We start from the raw sequence: 18083 nt of genomic DNA on the forward strand, positions 1-18083 counted from the left end.
GTTTACAGTCCTGAAGTCAAAGAGATAAACAACGGTAACGACAGGATACACAGAACCGAGCTTAACAACAGCACGGCTTCAGCATCCGGGGACTGCACGCCGAAGCGGTTGCCGAAGACCACGCCGAAGAAGCCGGCGGCCAGGGCAATCATCAAGATCGCGGTAATCGCGATGGAGCCATGCAGACCCAGCAGCATCACCAGACCCCAGGCGATAAACGGCTGTACCAGCAGTTTTACGAGGGTGGAGGTGGCGATCAGCGCATTGAGCTGCAGCTTACGCGCCGAGAGGATTACCCCGGTGAGGAACAGCGCTGCTGCGGTAGCGGCCAGGCCCAGCGGTTTGATGGAGGCCAGCAGCAGGTCCGGCATGTTAATGCCGATCGCGGAAAGCACCACCCCAAGCAGCGGGCCCCAGACGATCGGTTTTTTCACTGAACGCCACATCAGCACCGGCAGCATCGCCAGCGTAGAACCGGTGTTTTCCCCCGCGGCGCGGGCTTTTTCACGTTCCAGAATGAGCAGGCAGAAGGGGGTCATCAGGACCGAACCGCAGGCGATAGAGACCGCCACCGACAGCGAGGTTGACGCGCCTTCACCCAGCACGCTGCCAAGGATCGGCAGGCCCAGCGCGGCGTAGTTCGGCAGCGCGACGGTGAGGGTCAGCACCGCGGCATCCTGCGGGGTGCGTTTGAACACGCTGGTGGCGAGGAAGTAGATCCCGGCGTAGGTGATCCACATCGCGCCGGTCAGCACCAGCACCAGCGGCGACTGGGCGACGATACTGGCCCACGGCGTTTGTACCGTCGCGCTAAACAGCGTGGCGGGTAAGGCAAAATCCATTACAAAAATATTAAGCAGCGAGACGTTTTTGTTATCTACCATACCGGCCTTACCGGCCCAGAAGCCCAGCAGCATAATGACGAAAATCGGGGCAAGAGCATGAATAATCACATAAGTCATAAATCACCTGTAAATAAAATAGAGTACTGGCGCGATTGTTATTTTTTCTAAAAGCCGTCCCTGCCCGGCGCGGTTATTACGCGCTCCGGGGGACGGCTTCCGGCAGGTTTTCTTCTACTACTTACGTACGAACGAACGTCTTACCAGCTGGCGCGCATAAGGTCGCGGACCTGCTGCGAACTGCGGCGGTTTTCCGCACCCAGGCGGCACTTCAGCGAGGGATCCTGGCGCGCGTCAGCGATGGCGTCGCGCAGGGTACGGCTGACCAGTGACAGATCGCCTTCGTCTGGCGCATCCGGATGGTTGATATCAAGCAGAGCAGAGAGCAGGCCGAGCGTGGCGTAGTTGTTGACGTCATAGGCCATCGGCGGGATGGTTGCCGCCAGTTTCTCCAGCGCCTCTACGCTGCGCAGGGTAATGCGCGCGGCCGATGCTTTCCCCATCGCGTGAACCAGTACGCCGCTGTCGTTAAAGGCTATCAGGCGGTTGGCCTGATAGCCGTGGGCCAGAAACGCCCCGGACATCGCTTTGCCGACAATCAGGCCAATCACCGGGTGGCCGGCCAGACGGGCTTTGGCGTAGGCGCCTGCCGCTCCGGCCAGCGCCTGGTGAATACCAAAAGCTTCCTCGCGACGGCCATAGGCCTGGCTCGGCACATCGATCACGGCGACGATCGGCCGTTTACCAGGCTGGTCGGCGTCAGCGGCGATGGTTTCGTTGACCACTTTCGCCAGCGTCCAGCCTTCCAGCAGGCCGACTTCGCCGCCGGCGGCGCGCGGGTAGTGGTTGTTAGCGTCAGGTACCACGGCGATAAAGCGGACGCTTTCGCCATCAATCTGGCCATCTGCGACCTGCACCGAAGGGCACAGACCACTCATCAGCGGCGCGTCGGGCGCCAGTTTGTTCAGCCACAGCGCGGCGCGGTTTGGGAACTGGCTCATTATTTCTCCTCCCGGGCAAAAAGCTGTTTAATCTGCGCGGTATCCGCCTGCTGGCGGGTGTCGAACTGGCTTAAACGGCGCAGGTAATCGTCATAATTGTCGCTGCGGTGCTGCGCCGGTACGCCTTTGGCGATCGCCTCGTTCATCGCGGTTTTAACGGCGTTAACGCCATCGTTAACCAGCGCGTCGACCAGCCCGCTGGCGGCGCGAATTTCGCCGCCGGTCATGCTCCAGATAAACGGCCGGTTGCGGGAGTCGTACTCTTCAATGCCGGCTTCCTGCTCGATAACCTGTGGGCCGTTGAGACCAAGACGGGCTTCACGGGTGACGATAAGATAGCTGCACAGCGCCGCGGCGATGGACATACCGCCGAAGCAGCCGACGGTGCCAGCGATGATGCCGACCACCGGGGTGTAGCGGCGCAGGTCGACAATCGCGGCATGAATATCGGCGATGGCGGCCAGACCGAGGTTGGCCTCCTGCAGACGTACGCCGCCGGTTTCGAGGCACAGCACCGCCTGGGTCGGGATACCGTTGCGGTTATCTTCCGCCGCCAGCTCCAGCGCGGCGGCCATTTTGGCGCCGGAGACTTCGCCCATACTGCCGCCCTGGAAGGTGCCTTCGATGGCAATCACCACCGCCGGCTGGCCGTTGATCGTGCCTTTGGCGACCACCATACCGTCGTCGGACTGCGGGACGATGCCCTGCGCGCCGAGCCACGGCGACATAATGCCGTCAAACGGATCCAGCAGTTCGCGGTAACTGCCGTCGTCCAGCAGGGCGTGGGCGCGTTCGCGAGCGCGCAGTTCGATAAAGCTGCGATCGTTACGCATGAGCGGCCTCCTCAAAGACTTGTTCAATACGAATACGGGCGACGCCCGGCGTGGCGCCGAAGTCGTGAATAACCAACTGTCCGGCGGGCAGGCCGTTGATCAGGTTCAGCCGGTCGAACAGCGCCTGCCAGCGCGCCTGGCTGTTATCCACCGAGGTGGTAATTTGCACGCGGAGCGTATCGCTCCCGGCGGCGGTATAGAGCACCTCCATATCGCCTGAACCTACAACCCCTGCCAACGCTCTGCCGCTGAGGGCGCGGCTGGCAGGAAATGACAATGTAATCTGTTCCATAACATCCTCTGAATGCGTTAGCCGGCAACCCGGTCGAGAAACAGGGTGGCGGCAAGGAGATCGGCGGCGCCGCCCGGCGAGGCGTTGTGCGCCAGCATCTGCGCGTCAAGCCGCGCCAGGGCGGCGCGTCCGGCGACGCTGGCGCAACCGCCGGCCGCCAGCACCTCGCGGGCGCCCTGCTGCATGGTCTGCAGGCCGCTCATGCCGGCGCGCGACAGCACGCAGGTATCGCTCAGCGAGGTCATGATGGCCATCAGCGCGTCAAGTCGCGCCTGCGGCTCGCTGGCGCCCCGGGCGCGGCTTTGCTGTAACTGCGGCAGCGCCAGGGCGGTGATATGCGGGAAACCGCGCTGCGCCTCTTCGCGCGCGCCAGGCACCTGCCAGCGGCGGCTGGCGCGCAGCCCTTTACTGAAGCTTTTCGGCGCCAGGCTGTCGGGCAGGCGGGCGAGGGCGGCGGCGGTGTCGGCGATCGTCTGTGATTGACCCTCTCCACCCAACATCGCCACCGCGCTTACCAGCAGCCCCAGCGCCCAGATGGCGCCGCGGTGGGTATTGACCCCGCCGGTGGCCTGCATCATCTGCGCTTCGCCTTCGCGACCGAGGCGGCCGACGGTTTCGCGCAGCGCGATATCCGCCGGGCGGCGCCAGCTTTGCTGGGCCAGCGCATGGAAGGTCGGCTGCAGGCTGCGGGCGGAGCGTTCCATCAGCGCCAGCGTGAGGTCCTGATGCGCGCCGCTGCCGCGGCTGTCGACCAGACCCGGTTTCGGGCTCAGACGGGCTTCGTCAATCAGGCAGGCGCTGGCGGTGTCCGCCAGCCAGCTGACGCGACTTTCGGCGTGCAGGGGAGAGAGAATTTTCATTACCAGCTCCGGAATTTTGCCGGTGGGTTGTACAATCCGTCGGACCATTCCACCAGGTCGGCGACGCTGCCGGCGGCCAGCAGTGAACGGGTTGCCTCGCTGCGGCGAATACCCAGATCTTCCGGGTAGACCACTTTGCCGCTCTGACGCAGGGCAGCCACGCGTTTTGCGTCCACCCCGAGGCCAATGTCGGTGATCCCGGCCACTGCGGCGACCATCGCCCGGCGCTCTTCCAGGCTTTCCGCACGATACAGATAGGCGATACCCTCTTCGGTCAGCACGTGGGTGACGTCATCGCCGTAAATCATCACCGGCGCCAGCGGCATGCCGGAGGTTTTAGCGACGTCGACCGCGTCGAGGGTCTCAACGAAGGTCGGTTTCACGCCGGCCTGGAAGGTTTCGACCATCTGCACCACCAGTTTTTTACCGCGCTGCATTGGGTCCGGCTCGGTGATCATATTGAGCCAGGCAGGGGTAGCGTGGCGGCGGCCGTGCGGATCGTGGCCCATGTTCGGCGCGCCGCCGAAGCCGGAAAGGCGGCCGCGTGTGACGGTCGAGGAGTTAGCCAGTCCATCCACCTGCAGGGTCGAACCGATAAACATATCCACCGCGTACTGACCCGCCAGCTGGCAGAAGGCGCGGTTGGAACGCATGGAGCCGTCCGGGCCGGTAAAGAAGATATCCGGGCGGGCGCGGATGTACTCTTCCATCCCCAGCTCGCCGCCGAAGCAGTGCACGCTCTCCACCCAGCCGCTCTCGATCGCCGGGATCAGGGTCGGATGCGGGTTCAGGGTCCAGTGTTTACAGATTTTGCCTTTCAGGCCGAGCTGTTCGCCGTAGGTCGGTAGCAGCAGTTCGATGGCGGCGGTATTGAAGCCGATCCCGTGATTGAGGGACTGCACCTGATGCTCTGCGTAGATGCCCTTGATCGCCATCATCGCCATCAGAATGTGTTCTTGCTTAATCAGGCGCGGGTCGCGGGTGAACAGTGGTTCAATAAAGAACGGCTTGTCGGCGACCACCACGTAATCAATCCACGAGCCGGGAATATCGACGCGGGGCAGATCGCACTCGTCGTCCACCAGTTCGTTGACCTGAGCGATAACAATGCCGTCGTGGAAGGCGGCGGCCTCCACCAGCGCCGGGGTATCTTCGGTACTCGGCCCGGTATAGAGGTTACCTTTGCGGTCGGCTTTGTAGCCGGCGATCAGCGCGACGTTAGGCGACAGATCGACGTACAGGCGGGAGTAGAGTTCGATATAGGTATGAATGGCGCCGATTTCCAGCAGCCCATCTTCCAGCAGCTGCGAAATGCGCAGGCTTTGGGTACCGGAGAAGGAGAAATCGAGCTTACGGGCGATGCCTTTTTCAAACAGGTCAAGGTGCTCGCTGCGCCCGACGCTGGGCATGATCATATGCAGATCGTGGATTTTCTGCGGATTGACTTCCGCCAGCATGCGGGAGAGAAAATCGGCCTGCTTCTGGTTGTTGCCTTCCAGCACCACCCGGTCGCCGGGGGCGAGCAGGTTTTCCAGTACGCTGACCAGCTGGTCAGTGGGGATGACTTTGCCCGGGATGTTGGCCTCGGCCAGCCGCCGTTGCTTTTCCGTCCGGCGACGGTTCCAGACCCGCCCCGTCGTTTGTTCGGCATTCATTATTAACCTCCTGATTCGACAAATCGTTTTGTTTGTCCTGGTGGAGAGTAGTGTGCGACGCGGGGCGCGGAGCATCAATTAAGCACGGCGGCCAATCGTTAGCCTGAGAGTAACAATGGTGAGTGGCCCTTTGTGATGAGGATCAATAATACAAAAGGCGTAGTGGTCTACTGCAGGTGACAAGGAGAGGAGGGCCGGTCAGCCACCGGCCCGGGGAAGGGTTACTGTTTGCTCACATCACTTAATAAGAAGGCGATGCTCTGCCCGCCGCTGGTCTGCTCAAGGGCAATTTTGACGATAATCGTCAACGGCACCGACAGGAGCATACCGACCGGACCCAGCAGCCAGCCCCAGAAGATCAATGACAGGAACACCACCAGGGTGGAGAGCCCCAGGCCGCGCCCCATGATCCGCGGTTCGAGAATATTGCCGAACACCAGGTTAACGATCAGATAGCCGGCCAGCACCACCAGCGCCTCGTACAGGCCGCCGAACACCAGCACCTGCAGGATCGGCGGGATGGCCGCCAGTACGGAACCGATATTGGGAATATAGTTCAGCGCGAAGGCCAGTAGCCCCCACATAAAGGCGAAGCGCACGTCCAGCAGAACCAGCATCCCCCAGACCACCAGCCCGGTGACCAGGCTAATCGCGGTCTTCAGCACCAGATAATGCGATACGCTGTCGATAGCGCGCTGGATAGCCCCCATGCCTTCTACCGGGCGGGACATCAGCTGCTGGAGTTTAGCGGGGAGCTGCGGCACCTCCAGCAGCATAAACACCACCGTCAGCAGCAGCAGAAAAATCGAGGACATGGCGTTCGACAGCTGAGTGAGCAGACTGGTGACCAGGGTCATCACGGCGTTGGGGTCGATGTATTTGTTAAGCTCCACCACCGAGACGGTAAAACCCAGGCGCTGCAGCCAGGGGGCGATGGTTTGCATCGGTTCGTAGAGATAGTTGCGGTACTGCGGCAGGGTGCGCGCCAGCTCGTTAAGCGAGGTCCCCAGCGAGGCCAGCAGCACAACGGCTAACATCACGATAAGGCCTATCAGCAGTGAGATCGCCAGCACGCGCGGCACCCGGCAGCGGACCAGCAGCTGCACCAGCGGATTAAGGATCACCGCCAGAAAAATCGCGAGAATAAACGGGACAATAATGTCTGCCGCAAAGCGAATGCCGGTCAGGATGATCACCAGCATGCCCAGCATGATGACCATCTTTAGTCCGTTAAGTGTAATAATAGGTTTAGCCATAGGATCCCGTCCTCAATCTTCCTTGCCTGTTAACAGGTTGCGTTACATTAGCATAATGACGTTTTTTTTCAGAAAAAACGCATTGCTGCAAAACCGCGGCGTAAAGAATTGCAAAGTCTTTGAATTAAATGTAGCACTATGCTACAAATCTACCTGTGTTTAACTACTGAGGACAATTTCCATCCGCACCGGACGAGAAGCAACACCGCGGATAATTGTAATTTTATGGACAATCAGTTCAGGATGTATATTTTAAATCACCCCGCAGTATCCCTCACTTTTTCCCGTTTTGCCGGCGAACAGCACTGGCATTCGGCGCTATAGTCACCTTCTTTCTGCCTGAGCTGGCGCCAAGCGCACAGCGAAATCTACGTCAGAAATTTTCCGGTTTACGCGTCTCGTAAACGGTAATGGATTATATTCTCAAGCAGGAGAAGGGATCATGTTTTATTGGATTTTATTAGCTTTAGCTATTGTTGCTGAAATTACCGGCACGTTGTCGATGAAATGGGCAAGCATCAGCGGTGGGCATACCGGCTATATTTTAATGCTGGCCATGATAGCTCTGTCATATATTTTTCTCGCCTTTGCAGTTAAAAAAATTGCCCTCGGCGTGGCTTACGCGTTATGGGAAGGGATTGGCATTTTGCTGATCACCCTGTTCAGCGTTCTGTTATTTGATGAAAGCTTGTCGCTGCTGAAAATAGCCGGTCTGACCACACTGGTGGTGGGGATCGTCCTGATTAAGTCCGGCACCCAGAAAAAAGCGTCGTCGAAGCAGGAGGTGGCTCATGCAGCAGTTTGAGTGGATCCACGCCGCCTGGTTGGCTATCGCCATTGTTCTGGAGATTATTGCCAACGTCTTTTTGAAGTTTTCCGACGGTTTCCGCCGCAAGGTCTATGGCATTCTGTCGCTGGCGGCGGTGCTGGGCGCATTCAGCGCCCTCTCGCAGGCGGTAAAAGGCATCGATCTGTCGGTTGCCTATGCGCTGTGGGGCGGCTTCGGTATCGCGGCGACCATTGCCGCTGGCTGGGTGCTGTTTGGCCAGCGCCTGAATAACAAAGGCTGGGCGGGAGTCATCCTGTTGGTTGCCGGCATGGTGTTAATTAAACTCGCCTGACGTCGCGCCGCCTGCAAAGCCAGGCGGCAAAACGGGTCCGCTGTAGTATGCTTACCTCAAGACCGGCCCCGCAGTTATTGTGCCCGGTGACGATGAGGACTGCGCATGTTCACAGCTTTCGGCTGGCGGAAAATTCCTTCCGCCAGGACGTTGTCAATAATGATTTTTCTCGCCGGGCTCGGCCTCACCGCGTCGGTGATCTCCCTGCTTTACCTGTCGCAACACCTCATTGCCAGCAAATCCAATGAAATTGACCAGCAGCGTTCGGTCCTGTCGGTGGAAGGGGCGGTGCAGACATCGGTCAACCGGGTGCTGTCCCTGGTGCTGGACAATGCCATCTGGGACGATGCGGTGACCCAGACTTACGCCCCCAGACTGGATCAAAAATGGCTGTACGACACCTGGGGATCGGGCTTCAAAATCAATAACCTGTACGACGGCACCTTTGTCCTTGATGAACATTATCACATTCTGTGGGGCGCCTTTCAGAGTCAGGTGATGCCCCGGACAGACCTTTCATTTCTCGGCGCCGGGCTGACCAGCCTGATCCGTTATCATGCAAAAGCTCTGCGCGAGGGGAAAAACGCCTTCGCCGGCATCACGCGCACCGAGGCAGGGATCGCTTTCGTCGGCATCGGTCTGATCCGGCCAACGACCGGCCGGCTGCAGGTGGCTGACGATACCCGGCGCTATCTGGTCATTACCCGGCACATCAGTCCTCAGCTGCTGCAGCGTTTAGGCGACACCTTCCAGATAAGTCATCTCCATCTCAGCGACGGCCCCGGCGAACACCGTATTCCATTGCGCACGCAGGGAGGCGAGGTGCTGGGCTATCTGGCGTGGCAGCCGCGTCTGCCCGGCGCCGAAGCGGCCCTGGCCTCATCAGGCAGTATGCGGCTGATCGCCGGGGTGGCCGCCAGCCTGATCCTGCTGTTTATTCTGTTCAGCAGCCTCGGCATGTATAAGCTGGCCCGCGGCGAACGTCAGGCGCGGGAGATCGCCCTGATTGACTGGCTCAGCCGGCTGCCCAACCGACGAGCGCTGCTGCTGCGGTTAAGCCAGGTGTGTGACACGAGTAAGCACGACATGCAGTGCGTGGTGTTTATCGATCTGGACGGATTTAAAGATGTGAATGATAACTATGGCCACGATGTGGGCGACGCCCTGATCCGCCATATCGCCAGCGCGCTGCAAAAACGGGTGCCGGCGGAGGCCATGCTGGCAAGAATGGGCGGGGATGAATTCGCCATGGCGGTGAGCGGCGAACAAGCGATCGACCGGGCGGCGGCGTTCGCCTGGGCGGCGCTGGAGCTGCTGAAAGCGCCGGTGGCACTGAGCAAACGCAAAATTTATATCGGCGCCAGCATCGGCATCGCCAGCGGAACCCCGGCGGAATGCTCCAGTACCGAACTGTTTCGCCGGGCGGATATCGCCATGTACCACGCCAAGAAGAGCGGCAAGGGGCAGACGGCCTGGTATGACGATGCGCTGGATGCCGTGCGACGTCATCAGCTGATGATCGAGAATGGCATCCGTCAGGGGCTGGAGCAGGATGAATTTGAGGTCTGGTATCAGCCGGTAGTCGATGCCGATACCCTGACGATGACCGGCGTTGAAGCGCTGCTGCGCTGGCCGCGTCGCCCGCAGGGTGCGCTGGCGCCGGATGCATTTATCGCCATTGCCGAGAGCAGCGGCCTGATTGACACCCTCGGCCAGTTCGTTCTGCAACGTGCCTGCAGCGACCTGCAGCCGGTGAGCGATCTGCTGCTGTCGGTGAACATCTCCCCGGCGCAATTTCGCGATCCGGCCTTTGAAAGCCGGGTGATGGAGACGGTCGCTGCCTGCCGCTTTCCGCCGTCACGCCTGCAAGTGGAGGTGACGGAGAGTTATGTGCTGGAAAATCCGGAACGTTCGCAGGCGGTGGTGGAGAATCTGAAGGCCCAGGGCATCGCCGTGGCGCTGGACGATTTTGGCACCGGTTATTCGAGCATCGGCTATTTACGCCGCTTTCGTTTTGACAGCCTGAAGATTGACAAATCCCTCGCCGGGCGGGTGGACTGTGATGCGCAGGCGGCGGAGATGGTGCGCGGCACGGTGCGCATCGCCCGCGCGCTGGGGATGACGGTCGTGGCTGAGGGGGTTGAAGATCCGCAACAGCTGGCGCTGCTGCGGCGGGCCGGTTGCGACCGGCTACAGGGCTTTTACTTCAGTAAACCGATGCCGATCGCCGACCTGTTGCAGCGGCGCCAGCAGCAGGGGTAATTACTCTCCGGCCAGCGCCTCCAGCTTATCGCGAAAGCCGGTCACCGCGATGGCGCGGTTGTCCGCTCGCCAGCGATCCTGCGGGCCGGGAGCCGAACTTTGCACGGCGATCACTTGCCAGCCGTCTGCGGTTTTCAGCAGCAGCGGCGAGCCGCTGTCGCCGGGCAGGGTGTCACACTGGTGCGACAGAACGCTGTTTTGCGCCCAGCCGGTGACGATGCAGTCCTGGTGGCTATAAAGATTATCCAGATGATCTTCAGGATAACCTGACTGGGTCACTTTCCGGTCCGCCGCCTTCAGCGCCGCGGTTAAATCGGCCTTACTGCCGGGGAAGAGCGGGATCGGCGTGATGCCTGAGGGAGCATAGCGCAGCACGATCAGGCCAAAATCCGAGGGCGCCGCGGCGGAGGGAACGATCCAGCCGTCGCCGTCGGCTTTCAGGCGCTTGCCTAAGCCGGGATCCACTCGTCCGTCAATGCCGTGGATCTCATACACCCAGTTCCCCTTGCGGGAAATAAAGCGCAGAGCGACCGCTTTGTCCGGCTTGCCGCGCGGGGGCGTTAACAGGCAGTGGCCCGCGGTCAGCGCCAGGTTGGGGGAGATGAGCGTCGCCGTGCACAGATTGCCGCTGGCGGTCTCCAGCTGGCCAATCGCGTCCCACGGGCTCTCCTCCGGACGGCTCACCGCTTTACGGTCATCGTGACCGAAAAACAACGTCTTAATATCTTTGGCGCTCAGTCCGTTATCATCGGCATGTGCGCCCAGAGGTAACAGATAAAATGAACACAGTAATAACAGAACGTTTCTACGCATATCACTCTCTGGGGAGGCTATGATGTCTATTGACAGTAGCAGGAGATTTAAGTTTATGAAAGTAAACAATAATTCTTATCAGGCCAAACGGCATGTCTCATCTGCGCGCGGTGGGCCCTGGCGCGGGTAAAACCGTCTGATTTCAATCGGTTAATACCAGTAACCTTCTGCTGCTATTTCCGCAGAAAGCGCGGTCTGGCGCAAGAACATTCGTGTATCAGAACGTACTGAAATTGGCGAATAATGCAGCAACACTTCTTTAAGGTTATTCCTGGTTTGTCAGCGGAATGCGCAAAAATAATACGTTTACCCGCCAGAACTTCACCAGAATTCGCACTTCTTTACGCCTCACTTAATAATTTTCAATGCGAAACATTTTCTCACCGAAAACATTGTTACCGTCACCCCGCCGTTGAGTAAATAGAGAGGTAATACCGGCGATGATAGCCTGAATTCTATTTCCCCGGCGTTCGGAGGGTATATGTCTAAAAAAGGTATTCGCGCACTGGTGTATGTTTCCCTGGTCTCCGTGGCCATCTGGGGCGCAACCGGCTATCTGGTGATGGAAGCGGTACGTGCTTTGTGATGAGTCTGGCCGCCGCGTGGGAGCCAGGCGCGCGATGGTTTCTTGCTAACGTGTCTGGCGTCTTCGGGCGCCGGGCATTATTTGCGCCGCTGGCAGCGGCAGGGTACAGAGAGTGGTAAGAGGTAGGCAATAATATTTACGCGACATTCACCTTCCGGGAAGTCTGCGCCAGGCGGCAAAACGGGAGAGGGGGCGAAACAATTAATAGAGGAAAAAGCGGGTCGCAACCACTGCGCAAATGATTAACAGGATCAGGATGAGCTCAAAACGATAGCGCCGCAGCATAGTGCTCTCCAGAAAAAACGGCGCTGAAACAGCGCCGATTATTTAAGAAGGTTGGTTCACCGGGAGGAATTATGCTGCCGGCTGTGCAGCAGGTTTAGCGGCCTGGTGTTTGGTGGTTTTGTGGTGTTTTTTCGCTGCCTGGGCTTTCTGGGCTACCGGTTTAGCGGCAGCTTTGTGGTGCTTTTTAGCGGCCTGGGCTTTCTGCGGAGCGGCTGGTTTAGCTTCTGCTTTTTTGTGTTTTTTAGCGGCCTGGGCTTTCTGGGCAGCGGCTGGTTTCGCTTCTGCTTTCTTGTGTTTTTTGGCAGCCTGAGCTTTCTGCTCTGCAGCTGGTTTTGCTGCGGCTTTATGGTGTTTTTTATGATGGGTGGTCTTGGCAGCAGCGCTGTGGGTAGCAGCAGGTGCCTGAGTGGTGCTTACTGCGTCAGCAGCGAAAGCGGCGGAAGAGAGACCCATAGCAGCGGCAACGACCAGAGCTAATACTTTTTTCATTCTGATATCCTCGAAAAGTTTTCTTAATTTCAACCCCACTGCGGGGCCGGTGAAATTACTATATGCTTGTCTTTTCGGGCTTTCCGTGAGTGTTTGGTATCGGCGTGTAACCGAATGTACAAGGCGGGGAGCGAAGGACGCGCCGGGCAGCCCGGCGCGGACGATTACAGATAGCGGGCGGTAAGGTGGTCGCGGAAGTAGCGGCTGTTAAGATCCTCTCCGGTGGCCTGCTGGATCAGCTGCGAGGTGGTGAAGCGGCTGCCATGCTGCCAGATATTCTGCCGCAGCCAGTCAAACAGGGCGCTGAAATCCCCTTCCGCGATATCGCGGTCTAACGTCGGCAGCGCGCGGCGGGCGGCGGCCATCAGCTGCGCGGCGTACATCGCCCCCAGCGTATAGGAAGGGAAGTAGCCGAAGCCGCCGTCGGTCCAGTGAATATCCTGCATACAGCCGTCCCGGTAGTTGCCGGTGGTCGACAGTCCCAGCCAGTGCTGCATTTTCTCATCCCACAGCGACGGAATATCTTCCACCTCGATCTCGCCGTCGATCAGCGCGCGTTCAATTTCATAACGCAGGATCACATGCGCCGGGTAGCTGACCTCATCGGCATCAACGCGAATAAAGCCTGGTTTCACCCGCTGGTTCCAGGCGACAAAATTCTCCTCGCTAAAGGCCGGCCGATCGCCAAAGCGTTCGCGCACCGCCGGCAACAGGCGGTGGAGGAAGCGCTCGCTGCGTCCCAGCTGCATTTCAAAGAACAGGCTTTGCGACTCGTGAATGGCGGTAGAGCGGGCCAGTCCTACCGGCTGGTCGATCCAAGGGCGGGGCAGGTTCTGCTCATAGCGGGCGTGGCCGGTCTCGTGGATCACGCCGAACAGGGCGCTTAGCAGGTCGTTTTCGTTGTAGCGGGTGGTGATGCGCACATCCTGAGGGACGCCGCCGCAGAACGGGTGGGCGCTGATGTCCAGACGCCCGCCGTCAAAGTCAAAGCCGAGGATGCGCATCGCCTGCAGACCCAGCTCGCGCTGCTCAGGGATCGGGAACGGCCCCTGCGGGGCGATCAAGGTTCGCGTCGCCTGCTTGTCGACCGCTTGCCGCAGCAGGGAAGGTAGCCAGGACTTGAGGTCGGCAAACAGGCTGTCCAGCCGGGCGCTGGTCATATCCGGCTCGAAAATATCAAGCAGCGCGTCATAGCGTGAGCCGCCCCGGGCGTCGGCGCGGATCTGCGCTTCCTCGCGGCTCAGTCTGACCACCTCACGCAGATTTTCGGCAAAGCCAGCCCAGTCGTTAGCCGGCCGCTGGCTGCGCCAGGCATGTTCGCAACGGCTACCGGCCAGTGATTTGGCCTCCACCAGGCTTTCCGGCAGCAGCGCCGCCTGATCGTACTGACGCTGCATTTCCCGCAGGTTGGCCTGTTCGAGGTCGTTGAGATCCTGCTGGCGGGCCGCCTGCAGCCATTGGCCCACTTTTTTATCGGTCAGGATCTGATGCTGTAGCACGCCGAGTTCCGCCAGCGCTTCGCTGCGGGCGGCGCTACCGCCCGGAGGCATCATGGCGAACATATCCCAGCCGGCGATGGCGGAGAGATGCGAAAAGCGCGACAGGCGCTGAAAGGTGCGGGTAAGCTGCTGATAAGGCGTATTTTCAGTCATAGTAGCGTTCGGTCCGTGACAGGTGAATGAACAGATTATCGGTATGCCTCTACACTATCCTGATACGCCTGGCGGGTCGAGCGTTGCGCGCAGGAGGCGTGGTATAGCATCAGCCGGGAGATAGCAGGAAAAAAAGCGTGGCTCTGTGAGCGGTATTGCAGAAATCGGCAACGTATCGTGACTAAACTGTGATCGATTACACAGGTCTGGAGGTTCGGGGGTGGTTTATGAATCCGTTCACCTGGCTGTTTATTGCCTTACTGTCCGTTGATGCCGTCAGAGAGCTGATGGGCTTGTCATCTATCATGGGCATGTGGTGAAACGTGGCCCGCAGGCCACGTCACGGGCGATTATTTTAGTCGGCGATACAGGCAAGTGCCGGTCAACAGCGCGGCAAGGAGCAGCAGCGCGATAAATCCGCCGACGCCGTTCCAGCCGTAGCGGTGCCAGAACACCCCGCCTAACGTCCCCGCCAGGCTTGAGCCAAGATAATAGCTGAACAGATATAGCGATGACGCCTGACCGCGGGCGCGGCGCGCGCGTGGGCCAATCCAGCTGCTGGCGACGGAATGCGCGGCGAAGAAGCCGGCGGAGAACAGCAGCATGCCGATGAAAATCAGCCACAGGGAAGAAAAGAGCGTCATCAGCAGTCCGCAAAGCATCACTCCGGTAAAGCCGAGCATCACCGGACCGCGGCCATAGCGTACGGTCATGGCGCCCGCTTTCGGCGAGCTCCAGGTTCCGGTGAGATACGCCACCGACAGCAGACCCACCACCGCCTGGCTTAACGACCACGGCGACATCATCAGACGGTAGCCAATGTAGTTAAACAGAGTGACAAAGGCCCCCATCAGCAGGAAACCTTCGACGAACAGCAGCGGCAGGCCGCGATCGCGCCAGTGCAGGTGGAAATTAATCAGCAGCGTTTTTGGCCGCAGCGAGGTCGGGCGGAAATGGCGCGACTCGGGCAGGATACGCCAGAACATAATCGCCGCTGCCAGAGCGAACCCGCTGATCACCGCCAGCGCCACGCGCCAGCCGAAGAAATCGGTAAAGACCCCGGTGAGCAAGCGGCCGCTCATGCCGCCGATGGAGTTGCCGCTGATATAGAGTCCCATGGAGAAGGCCACGAAGCTGGGGTGGATCTCCTCGCTCAGGTAGGTCATGCCGACCGCCGCCACGCCGCTCAACGACAGGCCGATCAGGGCGCGCATAATCAGGATGCCGTGCCAGCTGGTCATCATGGTCGACAACAGCGAGCAGCAGGCGGCCAGCAGCAAGGCGGTGACCATCACCGGCTTGCGGCCAATGGCGTCCGATAGTGGGCCGGTAAACAGCAGGCCCACCGCCAGCATCGCCGTGGAAATGGAGAGAGAGATACTGCTGCTGGCCGGCGATACGCCGAACTCGTTCGACAGCACCGGCAGGATCGGCTGCACGCAATAGAGCAGGGCAAAGGTGGCCAGACCGGCGGAGAACAGCGCGAGAGTGACGCGCATAAACTGCGGGGTGCCGCGCTTAATAAATTGATCCGGGCGGGATGCACCAGCGACGCTGACCTCGTCCGCCGGCACGGTGTCAACGGTTGTTGTACGACTCACAGAGAATTCCTTGGATAGAAGTTGCTGCTTACCAACAGAGTGTTGTGACCATTCAGCTCACATTTTTAGGGTATGAAAATGTAAATATTCTGTCTAATATATTAATAATCTCAAATAAGACGTTTTAAATATGAATATCGAGTTGCGTCATCTGCGCTACTTTGTCGCCGTCGCCGAGGAGCTGCATTTTGGCCGCGCCGCGGCGCGACTGAACATCTCTCAACCGCCGTTAAGCCAGCAAATTCAGATCCTCGAGCAGCAGACCGGCGCCCGCCTGTTCGCCCGCACCAACCGCAGCGTCAGCCTGACGGCGGCGGGCAAACAGTTTCTCGCCGACAGCCGACAAATTCTCGCCCAGGTGGAGGACGCCGCCGCCCGCGCCGCCCGCCTGCACCATGGGGAAACGGGCGAACTGCGTATCGGCTTTACCTCCTCGGCCCCTTTCATCAAGGCGGTATCCGATACGCTGTCGCTGTTTCGTCAGCGCTACCCGGATGTGCATATTCTCACCCGCGAGACCAATACCCGCGAACAGATTGTCCCGCTGAGCGAGGGGGCCCTCGACCTTGGCCTGTTGCGTAATACTCAACTGCCGGACACCCTGGCGTGGCAGCGGGTCCTGCGTGAGCCGCTGCTGGCGATGGTCCCGGCGGACCATCCGCTGGCCCGCCTGCCCTCGGTCAGCCTGGCGGCGCTGGCGCGGGAGCCGTTCGTCTTTTTCGACCCGCATGTCGGTACCGGCCTGTATGACGATATCCTTGGCCTGCTGCGCCGCTACGGCCATACGCCGGTGATTGCCCAGGAGGTGGGGGAGGCGATGACCATTATTGGCCTGGTGGCCGCCGGGCTGGGGGTGTCGATCCTGCCGGCCTCCTTTCAGCGCGTGCAGCTCAGCGAAATGCGCTGGCTGCCGATCGACGAACAGGATGCGGTGTCAGAGATGTGGCTGGTGTGGTCGAAACACCATGAGCAGGGAGCGCTGGCAAAACGCTTTCGTGACACGCTGCTGGCCTGGAAAAGCGAGCGCAATTGAAGCAAAAATGGGCTGGAAATGTGCGGTAAATCACAAGGCTAAGCAAAAATTTGACGTTCACCATCGAAGTGCTTCACCATAGCCGAAAGTTTATTTCGAAGCGCGAAAATAAAGGGAGTCAATGGTGGTAGCGGATAGTCAACCAGGCCATATCGATCAAATCAAGCAGACCAATGCGGGCGCCGTCTATCGCCTGATTGATCAGCTCGGCCCGGTATCGCGTATCGACCTCTCCCGATTTGCGCAACTGGCGCCCGCCAGCATCACCAAAATTGTCCGCGAAATGCTGGAAGCGCACCTGGTGCAGGAGACCGAAATTCAGGAGCCCGGCAGCCGCGGGCGGCCGGCGGTGGGGCTGATGGTGGAAACCGAGGCATGGCACTATCTGGCGGTGCGCATCAGCCGCGGCGAGATCCACCTTTCGCTGCGTGATTTAAGCAGCCAGCTGGTGGTGGAGGAGCAGCTGGAGCTGGCGCTTGCCGACAGCACCCCGTTTCTGACGCGGATTATCGACCATATCGATCGCTTCTTTATTCGCCACCAGAAGAAACTGGAACGTCTCACCTCCATCGCCATCACGATGCCGGGTATCATTGATACTGAAAACGGCATTATTCATCGCATGCCGTTTTATGAAGAAGTCAAAGACGTCCCGTTGGGCGAAACGCTGGCCAACCATACCGGGGTGCCGGTCTATATTCAGCATGACATCAGCGCCTGGACCATGGCGGAATCGCTGTTTGGCGCCTCGCGTGGCGCCCGGGACGTCATTCAGGTAGTGATCGATCACAACGTCGGCGCCGGGGTTATCACCGATGGACGTCTGCTGCACGCCGGCAGCAGCAGTCTCGTGGAGATCGGTCATACCCAGGTCGACCCCTACGGCAAACGCTGCTACTGCGGCAACCATGGCTGTTTGGAAACGATCGCCAGCGTGGAGAGCGTGCTGGAGCTGGCGCAGATGCGGATGGCGCAGTCGATGAGCTCGCTACTGCATCAGCGTCCGCTGAGCGTGGAGTGGCTATGTCAGGCGGCGCTGCAGGGCGATCTGCTGGCCCGGGACATTATCAGCGGCGTCGGTAATCACGTCGGCCGCATTCTGGCGATCATGGTCAATCTGTTTAACCCGCAGAAAATCCTGATTGGCTCGCCGTTTAACCTGGCGGCAGACATTCTTTTTCCGGCAATTTCCAGCTGCATTCGGCAACAATCACTCCCGGCCTACAGCCAGCATATCGCGGTTGAAAGCACCCAGTTCTCCAACCGCGGAACGATGGCTGGCGCGGCGTTGGTCAAGGATGCGCTCTATAACGGATCCTTACTCATACGACTGTTACAGGGTTAACATTTTTTCATAGTCACACCAAAAATTGCGCTATCTCAAGCTGACCCCCAGCGGCTTCACGTAGACTTTGCCCACTGTTGATTATTTCTCTCCCGTA

Annotated in this window: 19 protein-coding genes; 7 read left to right on the forward strand and 12 right to left on the reverse strand. The window is 59.5% G+C overall.

Going from position 1 to position 18083, the window contains the following annotated elements:
* Nucleotides 1-2: 2 nt before the first annotated feature.
* From ACQUTP_RS01020 to ACQUTP_RS01050, 7 genes are all read right to left on the reverse strand, one after another.
* Entirely contained in the window at nucleotides 3-962 is a 960-nt protein-coding gene (locus ACQUTP_RS01020; RefSeq protein WP_428902327.1) for an AEC family transporter, read from the reverse strand.
* Nucleotides 963-1102: 140 nt separating this feature from the next.
* On the reverse strand, nucleotides 1103-1903 hold the full coding sequence (gene mdcE, locus ACQUTP_RS01025) for a biotin-independent malonate decarboxylase subunit gamma (protein WP_096833899.1): 801 nt from the start codon (nucleotides 1901-1903) through the stop codon (nucleotides 1103-1105).
* The gene (locus tag ACQUTP_RS01030; protein WP_049003718.1) at nucleotides 1903-2736 is read right to left on the reverse strand and encodes a biotin-independent malonate decarboxylase subunit beta; all 834 of its coding nucleotides are present in this window, start codon (nucleotides 2734-2736) and stop codon (nucleotides 1903-1905) included. The genes mdcE and ACQUTP_RS01030 overlap by 1 nt, the downstream gene beginning before the upstream one ends.
* Nucleotides 2729-3028 (reverse strand): malonate decarboxylase acyl carrier protein, encoded by a 300-nt coding sequence (mdcC, locus tag ACQUTP_RS01035; RefSeq protein WP_017900317.1) that lies wholly within the window; start codon nucleotides 3026-3028, stop codon nucleotides 2729-2731. The genes ACQUTP_RS01030 and mdcC overlap by 8 nt, the downstream gene beginning before the upstream one ends.
* A gap of 17 nt (nucleotides 3029-3045) precedes the next feature.
* Nucleotides 3046-3888, reverse strand: coding sequence for a triphosphoribosyl-dephospho-CoA synthase (locus ACQUTP_RS01040; protein WP_023318165.1), 843 nt, complete (start codon nucleotides 3886-3888; stop codon nucleotides 3046-3048).
* A complete protein-coding gene (mdcA, locus tag ACQUTP_RS01045; RefSeq protein ID WP_004206060.1) occupies nucleotides 3888-5543 on the reverse strand; it encodes a malonate decarboxylase subunit alpha in 1656 nt (551 codons plus the stop codon). The genes ACQUTP_RS01040 and mdcA overlap by 1 nt, the downstream gene beginning before the upstream one ends.
* Nucleotides 5544-5764: 221 nt before the next feature.
* Entirely contained in the window at nucleotides 5765-6799 is a 1035-nt protein-coding gene (locus ACQUTP_RS01050; protein WP_049092628.1) for an AI-2E family transporter, read from the reverse strand.
* Between the two features lie 138 nt (nucleotides 6800-6937).
* On the opposite strand from ACQUTP_RS01050, the gene ACQUTP_RS01055 reads away from it, so the two are divergent.
* The 3 genes from ACQUTP_RS01055 (at nucleotide 6938) to kpnF (ending at nucleotide 7920) form a co-directional block, all read left to right on the forward strand.
* A complete protein-coding gene (locus ACQUTP_RS01055) occupies nucleotides 6938-7123 on the forward strand; it encodes a hypothetical protein (protein ID WP_004148297.1) in 186 nt (61 codons plus the stop codon).
* Nucleotides 7124-7241: 118 nt separating this feature from the next.
* Nucleotides 7242-7604, forward strand: a complete 363-nt coding sequence (kpnE, locus tag ACQUTP_RS01060; protein ID WP_004206058.1) for a multidrug efflux SMR transporter subunit KpnE — start codon at nucleotides 7242-7244, stop codon at nucleotides 7602-7604.
* Nucleotides 7591-7920 carry a multidrug efflux SMR transporter subunit KpnF gene (gene kpnF / locus ACQUTP_RS01065; RefSeq protein ID WP_004206057.1) on the forward strand — a complete coding sequence of 110 codons (330 nt, stop codon included), beginning with the start codon at nucleotides 7591-7593 and terminating at the stop codon, nucleotides 7918-7920. The genes kpnE and kpnF overlap by 14 nt, the downstream gene beginning before the upstream one ends.
* Before the next feature lie 74 nt (nucleotides 7921-7994).
* Here kpnF and ACQUTP_RS01070 read toward each other — a convergent pair whose 3' ends face one another.
* Nucleotides 7995-8108, reverse strand: coding sequence for an ArsR family transcriptional regulator (locus ACQUTP_RS01070; RefSeq protein WP_224052065.1), 114 nt, complete (start codon nucleotides 8106-8108; stop codon nucleotides 7995-7997).
* On the opposite strand from ACQUTP_RS01070, the gene ACQUTP_RS01075 reads away from it, so the two are divergent.
* The gene (locus tag ACQUTP_RS01075; protein WP_225855523.1) at nucleotides 8080-10182 is read left to right on the forward strand and encodes a putative bifunctional diguanylate cyclase/phosphodiesterase; all 2103 of its coding nucleotides are present in this window, start codon (nucleotides 8080-8082) and stop codon (nucleotides 10180-10182) included. The two genes, ACQUTP_RS01070 and ACQUTP_RS01075, sit on opposite strands and share 29 nt — an antisense overlap.
* On the opposite strand, the gene ACQUTP_RS01080 is transcribed toward ACQUTP_RS01075, so the two are convergent.
* The 3 genes from ACQUTP_RS01080 to ACQUTP_RS01090 form a co-directional block, all read right to left on the reverse strand.
* Nucleotides 10183-10995, reverse strand: a complete 813-nt coding sequence (locus tag ACQUTP_RS01080) for a trypsin-like serine peptidase (RefSeq protein WP_004206054.1) — start codon at nucleotides 10993-10995, stop codon at nucleotides 10183-10185.
* A gap of 940 nt (nucleotides 10996-11935) precedes the next feature.
* Nucleotides 11936-12355, reverse strand: coding sequence for an acid resistance repetitive basic protein Asr (asr, locus tag ACQUTP_RS01085; protein ID WP_053810423.1), 420 nt, complete (start codon nucleotides 12353-12355; stop codon nucleotides 11936-11938).
* A 164-nt stretch (nucleotides 12356-12519) separates the two neighbouring features.
* On the reverse strand, nucleotides 12520-14007 hold the full coding sequence (locus tag ACQUTP_RS01090) for a carboxypeptidase M32 (protein ID WP_100051179.1): 1488 nt from the start codon (nucleotides 14005-14007) through the stop codon (nucleotides 12520-12522).
* Between the two features lie 227 nt (nucleotides 14008-14234).
* Between ACQUTP_RS01090 and ACQUTP_RS01095 the strand changes: the two genes are divergently transcribed.
* Nucleotides 14235-14327, forward strand: a complete 93-nt coding sequence (locus ACQUTP_RS01095) for a KPN_01571 family protein (protein ID WP_004206050.1) — start codon at nucleotides 14235-14237, stop codon at nucleotides 14325-14327.
* Nucleotides 14328-14357: 30 nt separating this feature from the next.
* Here ACQUTP_RS01095 and ACQUTP_RS01100 read toward each other — a convergent pair whose 3' ends face one another.
* A complete protein-coding gene (locus ACQUTP_RS01100; RefSeq protein WP_049092632.1) occupies nucleotides 14358-15608 on the reverse strand; it encodes an MFS transporter in 1251 nt (416 codons plus the stop codon).
* 130 nt (nucleotides 15609-15738) lie between these two features.
* Here ACQUTP_RS01100 and ACQUTP_RS01105 point away from each other — a divergent pair, with 130 nt between their 5' ends.
* A complete protein-coding gene (locus tag ACQUTP_RS01105; protein ID WP_004206047.1) occupies nucleotides 15739-16641 on the forward strand; it encodes a LysR family transcriptional regulator in 903 nt (300 codons plus the stop codon).
* Between the two features lie 124 nt (nucleotides 16642-16765).
* The gene (gene mlc, locus ACQUTP_RS01110; protein ID WP_004206046.1) at nucleotides 16766-17986 is read left to right on the forward strand and encodes a sugar metabolism global transcriptional regulator Mlc; all 1221 of its coding nucleotides are present in this window, start codon (nucleotides 16766-16768) and stop codon (nucleotides 17984-17986) included.
* Nucleotides 17987-18083 lie beyond the last annotated feature (97 nt).

This window comes from Klebsiella sp. 2-CIP_Kleb. (assembly GCF_050378715.1).
Lineage (GTDB): Bacteria > Pseudomonadota > Gammaproteobacteria > Enterobacterales > Enterobacteriaceae > Klebsiella > Klebsiella quasipneumoniae.

Bases quoted from the DNA above. Each gene is read 5' to 3' on its own strand.
- ACQUTP_RS01020 (WP_428902327.1), bottom strand. From the start codon at position 962: ATGACTTATGTGATTATTCATGCTCTTGCCCCGATTTTCGTCATTATG.
- mdcE (WP_096833899.1), bottom strand. From the start codon at position 1,903: ATGAGCCAGTTCCCAAACCGCGCCGCGCTGTGGCTGAACAAACTGGCG.
- ACQUTP_RS01030 (WP_049003718.1), bottom strand. From the start codon at position 2,736: ATGCGTAACGATCGCAGCTTTATCGAACTGCGCGCTCGCGAACGCGCC.
- mdcC (WP_017900317.1), bottom strand. From the start codon at position 3,028: ATGGAACAGATTACATTGTCATTTCCTGCCAGCCGCGCCCTCAGCGGC.
- ACQUTP_RS01040 (WP_023318165.1), bottom strand. From the start codon at position 3,888: ATGAAAATTCTCTCTCCCCTGCACGCCGAAAGTCGCGTCAGCTGGCTG.
- mdcA (WP_004206060.1), bottom strand. From the start codon at position 5,543: ATGAATGCCGAACAAACGACGGGGCGGGTCTGGAACCGTCGCCGGACG.
- ACQUTP_RS01050 (WP_049092628.1), bottom strand. From the start codon at position 6,799: ATGGCTAAACCTATTATTACACTTAACGGACTAAAGATGGTCATCATG.
- ACQUTP_RS01055 (WP_004148297.1), top strand. From the start codon at position 6,938: ATGCTACAAATCTACCTGTGTTTAACTACTGAGGACAATTTCCATCCG.
- kpnE (WP_004206058.1), top strand. From the start codon at position 7,242: ATGTTTTATTGGATTTTATTAGCTTTAGCTATTGTTGCTGAAATTACC.
- kpnF (WP_004206057.1), top strand. From the start codon at position 7,591: ATGCAGCAGTTTGAGTGGATCCACGCCGCCTGGTTGGCTATCGCCATT.
- ACQUTP_RS01075 (WP_225855523.1), top strand. From the start codon at position 8,080: ATGATTTTTCTCGCCGGGCTCGGCCTCACCGCGTCGGTGATCTCCCTG.
- ACQUTP_RS01080 (WP_004206054.1), bottom strand. From the start codon at position 10,995: ATGCGTAGAAACGTTCTGTTATTACTGTGTTCATTTTATCTGTTACCT.
- asr (WP_053810423.1), bottom strand. From the start codon at position 12,355: ATGAAAAAAGTATTAGCTCTGGTCGTTGCCGCTGCTATGGGTCTCTCT.
- ACQUTP_RS01090 (WP_100051179.1), bottom strand. From the start codon at position 14,007: ATGACTGAAAATACGCCTTATCAGCAGCTTACCCGCACCTTTCAGCGC.
- ACQUTP_RS01095 (WP_004206050.1), top strand. From the start codon at position 14,235: ATGAATCCGTTCACCTGGCTGTTTATTGCCTTACTGTCCGTTGATGCC.
- ACQUTP_RS01105 (WP_004206047.1), top strand. From the start codon at position 15,739: ATGAATATCGAGTTGCGTCATCTGCGCTACTTTGTCGCCGTCGCCGAG.